The sequence below is a fragment of the Nocardioides sp. P4_G4 genome (genome assembly GCF_056401085.1).
Window position 1 is genome coordinate 16,123 of the sequence record NZ_JBFUKA010000007.1, and the last position, 15,486, is coordinate 31,608.

Sequence of the window (15,486 nt, forward strand, 5' to 3'; positions counted from 1 at the left end):
CGGCGGCCGCCGGGTGCGGTAACGTGATGTCGCAAGAGCTCCGGTGCACGTGTGCCGGGGCTGTTTCTTTTGGGCCACGCCTCTCGTGGGCAGAGCCGGATATCTGAGGAGGGCTGCGATGCCCGCGATCGTCGTACTCGGTGCCCAGTGGGGTGACGAGGGCAAGGGCAAGGCCACCGACCTGCTCGCCACCAACGAGACCATCGACTACGTGGTCCGCACGAGCGGCGGGCACAACGCCGGCCACACCATCGTCATCAACGGCGAGAAGTACGCCACCCACCTGCTCCCCAGCGGCATCCTGACGCCGGGCGCCACGAGCGTCATCGCCAACGGCGTCGTCGTCTCGCCGGAGGCGCTCTTCCGCGAGCTCGACGGGCTCCTCGAGCGCGGTGTCGAGATGGGTGGCCTGGTCGTCAGCGCCAATGCGCACGTCATCGCGTCGTACCACTCGACGATGGACAAGGTCACCGAGCGCTTCCTCGGCAAGAACCAGATCGGCACCACCGGCCGCGGGATCGGCCCGGCGTACGCCGACAAGATCAACCGCGTCGGCATCCGCGTCGCCGACCTCTTCGACGAGGGCATCCTCCAGCAGAAGGTCGAGGCCGCCCTCGACGTCCGCAACCACCTGCTCACCAAGGTCTACAACCGGCGCGCCGTCGACGCCGACGCCGTCGTCGAGGAGCTGCTGTCCTACGCTGAGCGGCTGCGTCCGATGGTCGCCGACACCTCCTTGCTGCTCAACCAGGCGCTCGACCAGGGCAGGACGGTGCTCTTCGAGGGCGCCCAGGCCACCATGCTCGACGTCGACCACGGCACCTACCCGTTCGTGACGTCGTCCAACGCGATCGCCGGCGGGGTGTGCACCGGTGCCGGCATCGGGCCCACCCGCATCGACCGCGTCATCGGGGTCATCAAGGCCTACTCGACCCGCGTCGGGTCGGGACCGTTCCCCACCGAGCTCTTCGACGACAACGGCCTCGAGCTGCAGCGCCTCGGCGGCGAGATCGGCGTCTCGACCGGCCGCACCCGTCGCTGTGGCTGGTACGACGCCGTGGTCGCGCGCTACGCCGCCCGCGTCAACGGCCTCACCGAGTTCTTCCTCACCAAGCTCGACATCCTCGGCGCCTGGGACGAGATCCCGGTCTGCGTCGGCTACGAGATCGACGGCACGCGCGTCGACGAGATGCCGATGACCCAGACCGAGTTCCACCACGCCAAGCCGGTCTACGAGACCTTCGAGGGCTGGAACTCCGACATCTCCGGGTGCCGCACCTTCGCCGAGCTGCCGGCCCAGGCACAGACCTACGTGCGTGCGCTGGAGGACATCTCGGGCGCCCGCATCTGGGGCGTCGGCGTCGGTCCGGGTCGCGAGCAGACGCTCACCGTCCACGACTGAGTCCCGCGGGACATCCGCCGGCCCGGCCCGCCGATAGGATCAACGCCCGTGAAGTCCCTCGTCATCGGCACCGGCGGCCGCGAGCACGCGCTGGCCCGCTCCCTGGCCCTCGATCCCGACGCCGAGGTGCACGCCGCGCCGGGCAACCCGGGTATCGCCGCGGTCGCCACGCTGCACGACGTCGACCCGATGGACGGGGCCGCGGTGGCCGCGCTGGCGACGAGCCTGGCGGTCGACCTGGTCGTCGTCGGGCCGGAGGCGCCGCTGGTCGCGGGGGTGGCCGACGCCGTGCGCGCGGCGGGCATCGCCTGCTTCGGCCCCTCGCGGGAGGCCGCGCGGCTCGAGGGGTCCAAGGCCTTCAGCAAGGACGTGATGGCCGCCGCCGGGGTGCCGACGGCCCGCTCCTTCGTGTGCACCACCCCGGCCGAGGCGGCCGCCGCGCTCGATGCGCTGGGCGCGCCGTACGTCGTCAAGGAGGACGGCCTCGCCGCCGGCAAGGGCGTCGTGGTGACCACCGACCGCGCAGAGGCGCTGGCGCACGCCACGGCCTGCGAGCAGGTCGTGGTCGAGGAGTTCCTCGACGGTCCCGAGGTCTCCCTCTTCGCCGTCTGCGACGGGACCACGGCCCGGGCGCTGCAGCCCGCGCAGGACTTCAAGCGCATCCTCGACGGCGGCCGCGGCCCCAACACCGGCGGGATGGGTGCCTACTCGCCTCTGCCGTGGGCGCCCGCCGACCTCGCCGACGAGGTCCTCGCAAGTGTCGTCCAGCCCACCCTCGACGAGATGGTGCGACGCGGCGCTCCCTTCGTCGGCACCCTGTACGTCGGGCTCGCGCTCACCGCCGACGGCCCGCGGGTGATCGAGTTCAACTGCCGCTTCGGCGACCCCGACGTCCAGCCGGTGCTCGCCCTGCTGACGTCCTCGCTCGGCGACCTGCTCAGGGCGGCCGCCGACGGCGACCTCGGCGCCGTACCCGCCCCGACGTTCGCCGAGGGCGCCTCGGTGACCGTGGTGATGGCCAGCGCGGGGTACCCCGAGTCGTCGTCGAAGGGCGACGTGGTCGTCGGCACCGAGACGCTCGAGGTGGAGACCGACGTCGACGTCGTCCACGCCGGGACCGCGCGCAACGAGGCGGGGGAGCTCGTCACCGCCGGAGGACGGGTGCTCGCGGTCCGGGCCACCGGCACCGACGTCGCCGACGCCCGGGCCAAGGCCTACGAGGGCATCAACACCATCTCGKTCCCGGGTGCGCAGTGGCGCCGGGACATCGCCGCCGAACCGCTGGGTGTCGTCGAGGGCGCCTCGCTCACCGCTCCCGCCCGGGAGTCCTGAGGTGACCGGGACGTCCGACGACGAGCAGGTGCTCACCGACTCCGGTGGCACCATGACCCGGCTCTCCGGTCCCGTGGCCGCGGGCGTGGAGCCCGACCTGGCCCTGCTCGCGGACCTGCGGTGGCCCATGCCCGACGGCCCGGTGCGGGCTCCCGGCCCGGCGCCGTACTTCGAGGGCGGCGCCGTCATGACGTGGCACTACGCCCTGGGCGTCGACGTGCTGCGGGTGGTGCGCGACGACGAGCGCGGACTGGTCGCCTGGCTCCCCGCCGGCTCCGAGCGGCTGGCCGCCGTGCCGCGGGACGGCAGGGGCATGCGCGAGCGCAGCCTGGAGGAGCGGGCCGCCCTCAGCGCCGGCCAGGACGTCGACCGCCTCCGGCGGACGTGGGACGGCTCCGGGATCCTGCGCATCGCCCCGACGGGAGTGCCGTGGTCGCTCTGGTACTTCTGGGAGGACGACGGGTCCTTCGCCGGCCACTACGTCAACCTCGAGCTGGTGCACGACCGTCCGGTCTCGGGCGAGCCGCGGGTGCACACGCGCGACCTCGTCCTGGACCTGTGGCTCGACGCCGACGGCCAGCTGTGGCTCAAGGACGAGGACGAGCTGGCGGCGTTCACCGCGGCCGGCCGCTTCGACCCAGCGCAGGCCGACGTGGTCCGCGCGCTCGCCGACCGCGTCCGCGCCGAGGTCGTCGACCCCCGTGGCTGGCCCCTCAGCGAGGACTGGGAGTCCTGGCGCCCTGCTCCTGAGATCGACCGACCCCTGACGCTGCCCGACCACCTGGAGTCATGACATGACCGTTCCGAACGTCCTCGCCACCCGCTACGCCGGCGCCGACCTGGCCGCCATCTGGAGTCCCGAGCACAAGATCGTGCTCGAGCGGCAGCTGTGGATCGCCGTGCTCACCGCCCAGCGCGACCTGGGGGTGGACGTCCCCGACGGTGTCATCGAGGCCTACGAGAAGGTCGTGGACCAGGTCGACCTCGCCTCCATCGCCGGCCGCGAGCGGATCACCCGTCACGACGTGAAGGCCCGCATCGAGGAGTTCGCGGCGCTTGCCGGCCACGAGCACATCCACAAGGGCATGACCAGCCGCGACCTCACCGAGAACGTCGAGCAGCTCCAGGTCCGGCAGTCGCTGGCCCTGTTGCGCGACCGCGCCGTCGCCACCCTGACCCGGCTCGCCCGCCTGGCCGCCGAGCACGAGACCACCGTCATGGCCGGCCGCTCGCACAACGTCGCCGCGCAGGCGACCACGCTGGGCAAGCGCTTCGCGACCGTCGCCGACGAGCTGCTCATCGCGGTCCAGCGGGTCGAGGAGCTGCTCGCGCGCTACCCGCTGCGTGGCATCAAGGGCCCGATGGGCACCTCCCAGGACATGCTCGACCTGCTCGGCGGCGACGCGACCCGCCTCGACGAGCTCGAGACCCGGGTCGCGGCCCACCTCGGCTTCGACCACGTGCTCACCAGCGTCGGTCAGGTCTACCCACGCTCGCTGGACTTCGACGTGCTCTCCGCCCTGGTCCAGCTGACCGCCGCGCCCTCCAACCTGGCCACCACGATCCGGCTGATGGCCGGCATCGAGCTGGTGACCGAGGGCTTCAAGGAGGGGCAGGTCGGCTCGTCGGCCATGCCGCACAAGATGAACACCCGCTCCTGCGAGCGGGTCAACGGCCTGGCCGTCATCACCCGCGGCTACCTGTCGATGATCGGCGAGCTCGCCGGCGACCAGTGGAACGAGGGCGACGTGTCCTGCTCCGTCGTACGCCGCGTGGCGCTGCCCGACGCCTTCTTCGCCGTCGACGGTCTCTTCCAGACGTTCCTGACGGTGCTCGACGAGTTCGGCGCCTTCCCGGCGGTCATCCAGCGCGAGCTGGACCGCTACCTGCCGTTCCTGGCCACCACCAAGGTCCTGATGGCCGCAGTCCGCAAGGGCGTCGGCCGCGAGACCGGCCACGAGGCGATCAAGGAGGCCGCCGTCGGGGTTGCCCTCGACATGCGCCGGGGGCGGGCCGACAACGACGTCTTCGACCGGCTCGCCGCCGACCCCCGCCTCGGGCTGAGTCGCGAGGAGATCGACGGCCTGGTGGCCGAGCCGATCGAGTTCACCGGCGCCGCGGTCGCGCAGACCCGGGCGGTGGTGGCGCGGGTCGAGGCGCTGGCCGCCGAGCACCCGGCCGCGGCGGCGTACTCACCGGGCRCCATCCTGTGACCWCCGGCCCCGCGTCCACCGCCGTCGACCTCCACGTCACCGGCCGGGTGCAGGGCGTCGCCTACCGCGCCGCGACCCAGCAGGAGGCCGAGCGGCTCGGGGTGACCGGCTGGGTGCGCAACGAGCCCGACGGCTCGGTGGCTGCGCACCTCGAGGGCGAACGGGACGCGGTCGACGCGCTCGTCGCCTGGTGCCGTCGCGGGCCCACGGGCTCGAAGGTCCGCGACGTCGCCGTCCGTGAGGCCGCCGTGACCGGTGACCGGGGCTTCCGGGTCCGCTACTGAGTGCTGCTCAGTCGCCGAGGCGCCAGGACCGCACGGCGGCCGCCAACGCGATCGACAGCACCACGAGCGCGGCGATCAGCGCCCAGCGCGCGGCGACCTCGACGGATGTGAAGGCCTGCGCGGCCTGGTAGACGGTCATCAGCAGTGCGGCCCCGAGCGCGGAGCCGATGCGTTGGCCGGTCTGGAGCGCACCGCCGGCGGCACCGCCCATCTGTGGTGGGACCTCGGCGAGCGTCAGGGTGAAGTTGGGGGAGATGACCCCACCACCGCCGATGCCGGCGAGGAACATCGCAGGGGCGAGCGTCCACCACAGGGTGTCGGAGGGCGAGGTGACCAGCCAGGCCGCGAGCGCCGTACCGGTCATCATCACCGAGAGCGCGAGCAGGGTGACCCGCCGACCCATCCGCCCCACCAGTCGCCCGGCCAGCGGGGACGTGGTCGCGGCCCCGACCGCGAAGGGCGTCATCAGCAGCGCGGCCTGCAGCGGCGAGAAGCCGACGCCCTCCTGGAGGTGGACCGACAGCACCAGGAAGATCCCAGTGAAGCCGGTGAAGTACAAGGTGCCGACCAGCAGCCCGTTGGCGTAGCCCGGCAGCCCGCTGAGCAGGGAGACGTCGAGCAGGGGCGGGTGCCCGCGCTCCACCGTGCGCCGCTCCCAGCGCAGGAACGCCCACGCCAGTGCCGGGAACGCGAGCGCGATCAGCAGCGGCCAACGGGCGCCGCCCTCGAGGCTGATCAGCGGGTAGAGCACGGAGACGACGGCGAGGCCGAGCAGCAGGGCCCCGGGCACGTCGATGCGGGTGTCCTCGACCGCCTCGCGACCTCCGGGGTTGTCCGGGACCAGCCGGAGGATCAGCACCAGTGCGACCAGTCCGATCGGGACGTTGACCAGGAAGAGCGCCCGCCAGCCGTTGTCCTCGCCGAGCGCGCCGATGAGCAGGCCCCCGATGAGGGGACCGGCGGCCGAGGCCACCGCGACCGTGAAGCCGAACATCCCGAAGGCCCGACCCCGCTCGTCGCCCCGGAACAGCTGCTGGATGAGGCCCGAGTTCTGCGGCGTGAGCAGTCCGGCGCTGGCGCCCTGCACCAGCCGGGCGATGACGATGGCAGCGGCGTTGGGCGCGAGCCCGACCGCCGCGCTGGAGAGGATGAAGCCGAGGAGCCCGATCGTCATCATCCGGCGGCGTCCGTGCGCGTCGCCCAGCCGGCCGCCGGCGACGAGGGTCATCCCGAACGCCAGGGCGTAGCCGGACACCACCCACTGCACCGCGCTGGTCGATGCCCCCAGCCCGGCCCGGATCGAGGGGATCGCCACGTTGACGATCGTGACGTCGAGCAGGGACATGAAGCCGACCAGCAGCGACACCGCGAGGATCCGCCACCGCCGGGGGTCGGGGACGTACTCCCGCTGCTCGGCCGGGGCTGCGCCGGCCTCCTCGTGCTGTGTCATCCCCGCCACCTTCTCACCACCCGGAAGCGGGCGCCCACGCACTGACGCACTATCCCCAGCGATCTGGTCGACTATCGTGGTCCCATGACGACCAGCACCGTTTCCCCGCCCACGCATGACGACGTCGAGGTCGTGGTGCCCGCGCCCGGCGACGGGCCGGGCAACTGGGCCGGGGCGGCGAGCGCCGTGATGGTCGACGGCGTGACCTGRCTGACCTGGCGGGTACGCCGCCCGCTCACCGACGGTCGCGGGGTCTCGGTCGTCGTGGCCCGCTCCGCCGACGGCGTGCGGTTCGAGCCGGTGGCCGAGGTGTCGCGCGAGGACTTCGGGGCCGAGTCCTTCGAGCGCCCGGTCCTGGTGCCGCTGCGCGAGGGCGGCTGGCGGCTCTACCTCTCGTGCGCGACCCCGGGCTCCAAGCACTGGTGGGTCGACAGCCTGACGGCCGACACGGTCGAGGGACTTCCCGCCGGCGTGCGGCAGCGGGTGCACATGGGCGACCGCGACACCGCGGTCAAGGACCCGGTGGTGACCGTGGGCGAGGACGGCTACGAGATGTGGTTGTGCTGCCACCCCCTCGACGAGCCGGGGCAGGAGGACCGGATGACCACCCGGCGGCTGACCAGTGCCGACGGCCTGGTCTGGGAGGACCGCGGCGAGGTGCTGGCCGGCCGTCCGGGGGAGTGGGATGCCCGCGGGGCCCGGGTGAGCGCGGTGCTCCCCGGGGGCACGGTGCTCTACGACGGCCGACCCGACGCGGAGTCCAACTGGTTCGAGACGACCGGCGTCGCCCACTGGGACGGGGTGGAGCTGACCCGCACCGGCCGGCCGCCGATCGCCTCGCCGTACTCCGACGGTGCCTTCCGCTACGCCAGTGCTGTGCCGCTCCCCGACGGCCGGGTCCGGTACTACGTCGAGGCCGCCCGTCCCGACGGGGCGCACGACCTGGTCACCTGCGTGCGCTGATCGGGGTCACGGTCGCGGCCCGCTCGCTGTAGGAGCCCCGGCTGTCGCAGGAGAGCCAGTCGGAGAAGTCCTGACCGGTGAGCGAGGCCAGCAGGTCGATGTCGTCGGCGAACGACTCCTGCAGGCGTGAGCGTTGCGCGGCGTCCAGGCGGGGACGGTGCGCCTCCTGGCGGTCGCTGAGCAGGGAGATGAGCGACGGGTGCATCTTCCGCCAGACCTCCGGCGGAGCGAACTGCCCGAGCCGGGCCCCGCTCCGCACGACCGGGCCGAGGAGCCGCGGACGCCACCCCGGCGGCACGAAGCTGCGCGCGTTGTCGCGGGGGATCGCATCGACGAGGCCCTCACGGATGCCCAGGAAGCGGCTCACCCGGTCGACCGCCGAGCGGGGGTCGTCGACCAGGTCGCGGTAGCGCAGGACCAGGACCCGCTCCGGGGCGACGTAGGAGAAGAGGTGGTCGAGCTGCTCGCCGTAACGCCCCAGGTCCCGGTAGCGCCAGAACGGCGCCCAGCCCGCGCGGACCCGGTCGTCCTGGGCGGCGAACGCCGTCTCGAAGTCCGCCTCCGGCTCGAGGCCGTCGGACCACAGGTGCATCCAGTTCGAGTAGGCGCGGTCGATCGGGTCGCGCACCACGGCGACGAGTCGTACGTCCGGCAGCCGCTCGGCGATGCGGCGGTGCGCGCCCTTGCTCCACAGGTAGAACGGGGTGCTCTCGCCGCGTGCCTGGTCGTTGCGTGCCGGCGCGAAGAGTGGGAAGTAGCGGTCGTCACGCCAGATCCACTCCTGCTGGGAGTGCTTGTCACCGGGTCCGCACCAGGCCGGCGGCGGTGCTCCGTCGCAGAGCCAGTACTTGGGCTCCTTGGGCGAGGAGACGAACACGTCCGGGTGCTGGGCGAGCGCCGCGTGCAGCGCCGTGGTGCCTGCCTTGGGCGCGCCGATCACGAGGAAGTCGGGCCGGGGGGTGCGGGTCATGGGTCGCTCCCGGGGTCTGGACGGAGTGGTGTAAGTAGACTAAGTCAGTAGTGATTGCATCGCCACTGTGTCGTAGATCCCGTCGTCGCCGGTTCGGTACGACGCCCCGCTCGCCGCGACAATGGCTCCCATGTCCGCTCCCGTCACCGTCTCGGTCACCCGGCACATCGACCCGTCCCAGGAGACGGAGATGCGCGCCTGGGTGCAGGCCGGCACGTCCCTGGCCGAGAACTTCGACGGGTTCCTGGGGTCCGGCTGGGTGCGGCCCTCCGAGGAGTCGCCGGAGTGGCACATGCTCTACCGCTTCGCCGACGCCGACGCCCTGGCCCGGTGGGAGGCCAGCCCGCAGCGCGCGTGGTGGCTGGAGGCGGCCCAGGGGCGGATCGAGTCGACGCGGACCGAGCGGCGTACGGGCATCGAGGGCTGGTTCGACGAGCCCGCCGCCGTCGAGTCCCTCACCCCGACCCCCGCGGCGCCGCCGCGGTGGAAGCAGGCCTGCACCATCTTCATGGTCTTCTTCCCGCTCAGCCTGGCCGCCAACTGGGTGCTGGGACACACCCCGGTCATCGAGTGGCCGCTGCCGCTGCGGGTGCTCCTGACCGTGCTGGTGATGACGCCGCTGATGACCTACGTGCTGCTGCCGTGGATCACCCGCAAGATGTCCTGGTGGCTGCACCGCTAGGGTCGCCACGTGGCCGACCACAACATCCCCGACGCCCCGGCGCTCGACGGCGCCACCCACCTGCACTCCGGCAAGGTGCGCGACCTGTACCGCATCGAGTCCGGTGAGCACGCCGGCCGCCTGCTCATGGTGGCCAGCGACCGGATCTCTGCCTACGACTTCGTGCTCGACACGACCATCCCCGACAAGGGCGAGATCCTCACCCGGATGTCGCTGTGGTGGTTCGACCAGCTCAAGGGCCTCGTCGCGCACCACGTCGTGTCGACCGACGTGCCCGAGGCCGTCCGCGGCCGGGCGGTGGTGTGCGAGCCCCTCGACATGTATCCCGTCGAGTGCGTCGCCCGCGGCTACCTCACCGGGTCCGGGCTCCTCGACTACCGGCACACCGGCCACGTGTGCGGCATCAAGCTGCCCGCCGGCCTCCAGGACGGCTCCCGCCTCCCCGAGCCGATCTTCACGCCGGCGACCAAGGCCGCCGTGGGCGACCACGACGAGAACGTCGACTACGAGGCGGTCGTGGAGGCCGTCGGCGACGACGAGGCCGCCGAGCTGCGGATGCTCACCATGGAGGTCTACGGCCGGGCCCACGAGCTGGCCCGCACCCGCGGCATCATCCTGGCCGACACCAAGGTCGAGTTCGGCGCGCGGCCCGACGGCACCACCGTGCTGGCCGACGAGGTGCTCACGCCCGACTCGTCGCGCTTCTGGCCCGCCGACGCCTGGCAGCCCGGCCGCGCGCAGCCGTCGTACGACAAGCAGATCGTCCGCGACTGGCTCACCTCGCCCGAGTCCGGCTGGGACCGGACCTCCGGCGAGGTGCCGCCACCGCTCCCGCCCGAGGTCGTCGAGCGCACCCGCTCGCGCTACGTCGAGGCCTACGAGCGACTGACCGGGGAGGCGTTCTGACCGCCTTCCGCGCGAGCGTCGACCTGCCCGTCCCCCTCGAGACGGCGTACGCCTATCTCTCCGACCCCCGCAACCGGCCGCAGTGGCAGTCCTCGCTGCGCTCGGTCACCGTGCCGGTCGACGAGGAGCCGCACCTGGGGCAGCGCTGGCAGGAGACCACCTCGGTCGGCGTGCGTCCCAAGATGGAGATCATCGAGATGGACCCGCCGCTCGTGTGGGCCGAGCGTGGCTGGTGGCGCGGCGTGGCCGCGACGCTGACCCTCGACTTCGCCCGTACGCCACGTGGCTGCCGTGTCGAGATCAGCGGCGACGTCGGTGGCCGCGGGGTCTACGCCGTGCCCGCGGCTGTCGCGGGTCGGCTGGCCGGACCGGCTGTCGCCGCGGACGTCCGCAAGGCCGGCAGGATCCTGGCCGAGGACGCAGCGCGAGACGACGGGTGACGGGCGTCACGACCGCTGAGTAGGTTGGCGCCATGCCGAACCTCTCCTCGCTGCTCGAAGACTCAGCCAGCACGTACGCCGACCGGGAGGCCGTCGTCCTGGGCGACACCCGGCTGACCTACGCGCAGGTCAACGGCGCCGCCAACCAGGTCGCCAACCTGCTGGTCTCCCGGGGCATCGAGCCCGGCGACAAGGTGGCGCTGAGCTGCCCGAACCTGCCGTACTTCCCGATCGTCTACTACGGGATCCTCAAGGCCGGGGCGACCGTGGTGCCGCTCAACGTGCTGCTCAAGGGCCGCGAGGTGGCCTACCACCTCGCCGACTCGGACGCGAGGGCCTACCTCTGCTTCGAGGGCACCCCGGAGCTGCCGATCGGGCAGGCCGGGTACGAGGGGTTCCAGGCCACCGAGGGCTGCGAGCACTTCCTCGTGATCACCGTGGACCCCACGTCCGACTCGCCGATCGAGGGCACCGAGACGCTCGGGCAGGCCCTGGCCGGCCAGCCGGCGACCTTCGAGACCGTGGCCGTGGACGACGACGACACCGCGGTCATCCTCTACACGTCCGGCACCACCGGGCAGCCCAAGGGCGCCGAGCTGCGGCACCGCAACATGCACTCCAACGCGATCGCCGGCAAGGACCTGTTCGGCGCCGACGCCGACCGACCCGACACCTACCTGTGCGTGCTGCCGCTCTTCCACTCCTTCGGCCAGACGGTCATCCAGAACTCCGGCTTCGCGTACGGCGGCACCGTGGTGATGCTGCCCCGCTTCGAGGCCGACGCCGCGCTCAAGACGATGGTCAAGGAGGGCGTCACCTTCTTCGCCGGCGTCCCGACGATGTACTGGGGACTGCTCGGCGCGCTCCCCGACTCCGGTGTCGACGCCCACGCGCTGGCCGACAACCTGCGGATCGCCGCTGCTGGCGGGTCCGCCCTGCCGGTGGAGGTCCACAAGGACTTCGAGAAGAAGTTCGGCGTCACCATCCTCGAGGGCTACGGCCTGTCGGAGACGTCACCGGTGGCCAGCTTCTCGCCGTACGGCGAGAAGGTCCGCGTCGGGTCGATCGGCATCCCGATCCCCGGCGTCGAGATGAGGCTGATCAACCCCGAGCCGGGCAGCTGGGACGACGCCGAGGGCGACGTGGGCGAGATCGCCATCAAGGGCCCCAACATCATGAAGGGCTACCACGACCGCCCCGACGCCACCGCCGACGCGATCCACGACGGCTGGTTCCGCTCCGGTGACCTCGGTCGCAAGGACGAGGACGGCTGGTACTACATCGTCGACCGCTCCAAGGACATGATCATCCGCGGTGGCTACAACGTGTACCCGCGCGAGATCGAGGAGGTGCTGATGACGCACCCCGCGGTCAGCCTCGCCGCCGTGATCGGCGTCCCCCACGAGAGCCACGGCGAGGAGATCAAGGCCGTCGTCATCCCCGAGAAGGGTGTCGACGTGACTCCCGAGGAGCTCGTCGAGTGGGGCAAGGAGCAGATGGCGGGCTACAAGTACCCCCGCATCGTCGAGCTCGTCGACGCGCTCCCGATGACCGCCACCGGCAAGATCCTCAAGCGCGAGCTGAAGTGAGGCGCAGCATCGGCATCCCCCTCGGCGTGGTGATGGTGGTCTTCGGGACCCTCTTCACCCTCCAGGGGCTCGGCTACGTCGGCGGCTCGGCGATGACCGGCTCGTCGTTCTGGGCGATCGCCGGGCCGATCATCGCGGGACTCGGCGTCGCGGTCCTCATCGTCTCGGCCCGGCGCACCTGACGCGTCGGTCCCGGACGCGGTGTGGCCTCCGGTGGCGTCGCCGATAGGATCGGGGGGCACCCCGCCGCCGTCCCAGGAGCGTCCCGTGGCCCGATACGTGGTCGATGTCATGCCCAAGCCCGAGATCCTCGACCCGCAGGGAAAGGCCGTCCTCGGCGCCCTGCCGCGGCTGGGGTTCGCCGGTGTCACCGACGTCCGCCAGGGCAAGCGCTTCGAGCTCGAGATCGAGGGCGAGGCCTCCGACGCCTCCCTCGCCGAGGTCACCCAGATGGCCGAGACGCTGCTCTCCAACCCGGTGATCGAGGACTTCGAGGTCCACGTCGAGGGTGACGACGCGGCCGGCGGGAAGCACAAGCTGTGATCACCCCACGCAACTGCTCGCTGCACTCCCACTTCCGCGGTGGCCCCGCATGAGGGTCGGAGTCGTCACCTTCCCCGGCTCGCTCGACGACGTCGACGCGCAGCGGGCGGTCCGCTTCGGCGGCCACGAGGCGGTCGCGCTGTGGCACGGCGACCACGACCTGCATGGCGTCGACGCCGTCGTGCTGCCCGGCGGCTTCTCCTACGGCGACTACCTGCGCTGCGGGGCGATCTCGCGCTTCGCGCCGGTGATGACCGAGGTCATCGAGGCTGCGGGCAAGGGGATGCCGGTGCTCGGCATCTGCAACGGCTTCCAGATCCTGTGCGAGTCGCACCTGCTCCCCGGCGCGCTGATCCGCAACGACCACCGCACGTTCGTCTGCCGCGACCAGCGGCTGCGCATCGAGAACAACCGCACCGCGTGGACGTCGTCGTACGCCGAGGGTGCCGAGGTCACCATCGTCCTCAAGAACGGCGAGGGGGGCTTCGTCGCCGACGAGCCCACCCTGGACCGGCTCGAGGGCGAGGGCCTCGTGGTGGCGCGCTACCTCGACGGCAACCCCAACGGCTCGTTGCGTGACATCGCTGGCATCACCAACGAGCGCGGCAACGTGGTCGGCCTGATGCCCCACCCCGAGCACGCCGTCGAGGACCTGTGCGGTCCCGGCACTGACGGGCTGGGCTTCTTCACCTCGCTCGCCGCGGCGACGTTCGCATGACCACCCCACGTCGGCTGTTCCGCGCGCTCGCGACCGCCGAGGCCATCACCTGGGCCCTGCTGCTGACCGGCATGTTCCTGAAGTACGTCACGAGGACCACCGAGCTCGGCGTGAGCATCTTCGGCATGGTCCACGGGATCGTGTTCATCGCCTACGGCCTGGTCACGATCCTGGTGGCCACCGACCAGCGCTGGTCGCTCGGTCGGCTCGCACTCGGCCTCGCCGCCGCGGTCCCGCCGTTCGCGACCCTGCCCTTCGAGCGGTACGCCGACCGGCGGGGCCTTCTCGGCGACTCCTGGCTCTCGCGTCCCGACAGCTCGGGCGCTGCGCAGCGCGCCGTGTCGTGGTTGCTCGAGCACCAGCGTCGCGCCCTCGGCATCGGGGTCGTCGCGGTGCTCGCGCTCACCGGCGTCGCGCTGCTCGTCGGCCCACCCGCCTGACCCGGTTCCCCGGCCGCAGTGCGTTGACGCGCCCGGTGCCGTCAGAAGCGACCCTTGGCCAGCTTCTGCCACGTGGCGGCGTCCGTCGTGCCCGTGGGCGTCGCTCCGACCCGCGCCTGGTATGCGAGCAGCGCGGTCCGGGTGGCCTCGTCGAAGGTCCCGGTCACCGCGACCCGCTGCCGGGCCGCGGTCAGCGCCCGCTGGACCCGCGAGACGGCGGGACCGGTGGCGCCGACGGCCAGGGCCGGCCGGTCCTGGCCGGCGAGCAGCGCGACCCAGTTCTTGCGTCGCCAGGTGCGCGTGGGCGTGAACGATCGCGACCTCATCCAGGCGCCGGCGGCGCGACGGGTCTCGCGGTCGTAGACACCGTCGAGCTTTCCGGCGTACCGCTTCTTCTCCTTGAGCAGGCACTGCAGGGCGAGCGTGCGGGTCCGGCTGGCTGCCCGCGGCTTGAGGGTGTAGTACGCCGGGAAGTCCACCCGGGTGCCGGCGCAGTGGGTCTCCGCCGCGGGCGCGGGCGCAGGTGCGGGAGCAGGCGCCGGTGCCGGTGCCGGCGCGGGCGCGGGAGCGGGAGCGGGAGCGCCGGACCCGCTGAGCTCGAGGTAGTTGCTGTCGATGTTGATCGTCACGCCGCCCCAGGTCTCGTTGTGGCCACCCCGGTACTGCTTCATCCGGCCGCCGGGTCGCCACCCGTCCTCACCGATGTAGCTCGTCGACGTGTTCGCCACGCCGTCCCAGCGCGCGATCCAGATGCGGTCCGGCAGGGCGAACTGGCCGGGCCGCTTGAGGCGGGCGTCGTCGAGCATCTTGATGCCGGAGCTCGCGCTGGAGTAGAACCCGGCGACGTAGCCGAGCTCCTTGGTCCGGGTCACCCAGGAGGAGACGAACCGCAGCGCCGACTCGCGGCAGGCGGTGTTGGTCAGGTCGAAGCCCTCGAGGTCGTACCAGAGCGTGCTGCCGGCGGGGATGCCGTACGCCGCCGCGTCGGTGGCGTTCTTGTCGGCCTCGACGACGCCCTGCGCGCGGGCGGCGGAGTAGTCGGCGGTGGCGGTCGGGCTGATCGTGAAGTCGTCCTTGTAGCGGGGGAACCGGTCGAGGCAGGAGGCCTGCGGACCCAACGCGATCGGCAGGAGCCGCCAGCCGCGCGCCACCTGCGTCGCCACCCAGGTGGGGGAGAGGTTGGGCTGGGTGCGGCAGGCGCGGGAGTCTCCGGAGATGTAGATCCCCACGGCGCGGAAGGGGGAGTGGGTGATCCACGCGTCCATGGCAGCCTGGGTCGGTGCGACGCACTGGTCGAAGCCCTGGCCGGTGAAGTCACCGGGCGTCGACGCGACGACCTGGGCCGCCTTGGCGAGCCGGGCGTTCGGGGCGGCGGTGTCGGACACGGCCGGCGCCGGGGCGGCGAGCAACGTGCCGGCGAGGACCACGGCGGTGCTCAGGGCGGCGGTGACGAGCTGGCTGGTACGGCGGCGCACGGGGACTCCCACGACTCGGTGACTGGCCGTCTCCGGGTCGACGGCAGGCCACTGTAATCACACCCGTCACACCAGTCAC

At 72.2% G+C, this 15,486-nt stretch carries 17 protein-coding genes; 14 read left to right on the forward strand and 3 right to left on the reverse strand.

Translation table 11 applies throughout. The annotated features are described in order from the left end of the window. The first annotated feature begins 118 nt into the window (after positions 1-118). The 5 genes from AC1DQF_RS02855 to AC1DQF_RS02875 are packed head-to-tail and all read left to right on the forward strand — an operon-like array spanning position 119 to position 5,231. Complete coding sequence (locus AC1DQF_RS02855; protein WP_477523698.1) at positions 119-1,402, forward strand: adenylosuccinate synthase; 1,284 nt, start codon at positions 119-121, stop codon at positions 1,400-1,402. Between the two features lie 48 nt (positions 1,403-1,450). Next, entirely contained in the window at positions 1,451-2,734 is a 1,284-nt protein-coding gene (gene purD / locus AC1DQF_RS02860; protein WP_477523699.1) for a phosphoribosylamine--glycine ligase, read from the forward strand. A 1-nt stretch (position 2,735) separates the two neighbouring features. Next, on the forward strand, positions 2,736-3,527 hold the full coding sequence (locus AC1DQF_RS02865) for a DUF402 domain-containing protein (protein ID WP_477523700.1): 792 nt from the start codon (positions 2,736-2,738) through the stop codon (positions 3,525-3,527). A 1-nt stretch (position 3,528) separates the two neighbouring features. Then, positions 3,529-4,947 (forward strand): adenylosuccinate lyase, encoded by a 1,419-nt coding sequence (gene purB, locus AC1DQF_RS02870; RefSeq protein WP_477523701.1) that lies wholly within the window; start codon positions 3,529-3,531, stop codon positions 4,945-4,947. Beyond that, positions 4,944-5,231 carry an acylphosphatase gene (locus tag AC1DQF_RS02875; protein WP_477523702.1) on the forward strand — a complete coding sequence of 96 codons (288 nt, stop codon included), beginning with the start codon at positions 4,944-4,946 and terminating at the stop codon, positions 5,229-5,231. The genes purB and AC1DQF_RS02875 overlap by 4 nt, the downstream gene beginning before the upstream one ends. Before the next feature lie 7 nt (positions 5,232-5,238). On the opposite strand, the gene AC1DQF_RS02880 is transcribed toward AC1DQF_RS02875, so the two are convergent. Then, entirely contained in the window at positions 5,239-6,681 is a 1,443-nt protein-coding gene (locus AC1DQF_RS02880) for an MFS transporter (protein WP_477523703.1), read from the reverse strand. Between the two features lie 84 nt (positions 6,682-6,765). Between AC1DQF_RS02880 and AC1DQF_RS02885 the strand changes: the two genes are divergently transcribed. Further along, positions 6,766-7,644 (forward strand): hypothetical protein, encoded by an 879-nt coding sequence (locus tag AC1DQF_RS02885; RefSeq protein WP_477523704.1) that lies wholly within the window; start codon positions 6,766-6,768, stop codon positions 7,642-7,644. Here AC1DQF_RS02885 and AC1DQF_RS02890 read toward each other — a convergent pair. After that, positions 7,628-8,614: a sulfotransferase family protein gene (locus AC1DQF_RS02890; protein WP_477523705.1), complete on the reverse strand. Its 987-nt coding sequence runs from the start codon at positions 8,612-8,614 to the stop codon at positions 7,628-7,630. The genes AC1DQF_RS02885 and AC1DQF_RS02890 overlap by 17 nt on opposite strands. Before the next feature lie 130 nt (positions 8,615-8,744). On the opposite strand from AC1DQF_RS02890, the gene AC1DQF_RS02895 reads away from it, so the two are divergent. The 8 genes from AC1DQF_RS02895 to AC1DQF_RS02930 all read left to right on the forward strand — a co-directional run bounded on the left by AC1DQF_RS02895 (position 8,745) and on the right by AC1DQF_RS02930 (position 13,932). Beyond that, the gene (locus AC1DQF_RS02895; protein WP_477523706.1) at positions 8,745-9,296 is read left to right on the forward strand and encodes an antibiotic biosynthesis monooxygenase; all 552 of its coding nucleotides are present in this window, start codon (positions 8,745-8,747) and stop codon (positions 9,294-9,296) included. A 9-nt stretch (positions 9,297-9,305) separates the two neighbouring features. After that, positions 9,306-10,202: a phosphoribosylaminoimidazolesuccinocarboxamide synthase gene (locus tag AC1DQF_RS02900; protein ID WP_477523707.1), complete on the forward strand. Its 897-nt coding sequence runs from the start codon at positions 9,306-9,308 to the stop codon at positions 10,200-10,202. Beyond that, on the forward strand, positions 10,199-10,642 hold the full coding sequence (locus AC1DQF_RS02905) for an SRPBCC family protein (RefSeq protein ID WP_477523758.1): 444 nt from the start codon (positions 10,199-10,201) through the stop codon (positions 10,640-10,642). The genes AC1DQF_RS02900 and AC1DQF_RS02905 overlap by 4 nt, the downstream gene beginning before the upstream one ends. A 32-nt stretch (positions 10,643-10,674) precedes the next feature. Next, positions 10,675-12,231 carry a long-chain-fatty-acid--CoA ligase gene (locus AC1DQF_RS02910; RefSeq protein ID WP_477523708.1) on the forward strand — a complete coding sequence of 519 codons (1,557 nt, stop codon included), beginning with the start codon at positions 10,675-10,677 and terminating at the stop codon, positions 12,229-12,231. Further along, positions 12,228-12,413 (forward strand): hypothetical protein, encoded by a 186-nt coding sequence (locus AC1DQF_RS02915; RefSeq protein ID WP_477523709.1) that lies wholly within the window; start codon positions 12,228-12,230, stop codon positions 12,411-12,413. Before AC1DQF_RS02910 ends, AC1DQF_RS02915 begins: the two co-directional genes overlap by 4 nt. Positions 12,414-12,498: 85 nt before the next feature. Continuing rightward, positions 12,499-12,774 (forward strand): phosphoribosylformylglycinamidine synthase subunit PurS, encoded by a 276-nt coding sequence (purS, locus tag AC1DQF_RS02920; protein WP_477523710.1) that lies wholly within the window; start codon positions 12,499-12,501, stop codon positions 12,772-12,774. A gap of 49 nt (positions 12,775-12,823) precedes the next feature. After that, the gene (purQ, locus tag AC1DQF_RS02925) at positions 12,824-13,492 is read left to right on the forward strand and encodes a phosphoribosylformylglycinamidine synthase subunit PurQ (RefSeq protein WP_477523711.1); all 669 of its coding nucleotides are present in this window, start codon (positions 12,824-12,826) and stop codon (positions 13,490-13,492) included. Next, entirely contained in the window at positions 13,489-13,932 is a 444-nt protein-coding gene (locus AC1DQF_RS02930; protein WP_477523712.1) for a DUF3817 domain-containing protein, read from the forward strand. Before purQ ends, AC1DQF_RS02930 begins: the two co-directional genes overlap by 4 nt. A gap of 41 nt (positions 13,933-13,973) precedes the next feature. Here AC1DQF_RS02930 and AC1DQF_RS02935 read toward each other — a convergent pair whose 3' ends face one another. Continuing rightward, complete coding sequence (locus AC1DQF_RS02935) at positions 13,974-15,407, reverse strand: glycoside hydrolase domain-containing protein (protein ID WP_477523713.1); 1,434 nt, start codon at positions 15,405-15,407, stop codon at positions 13,974-13,976. Between the last annotated feature and the right edge of the window lie 79 nt (positions 15,408-15,486).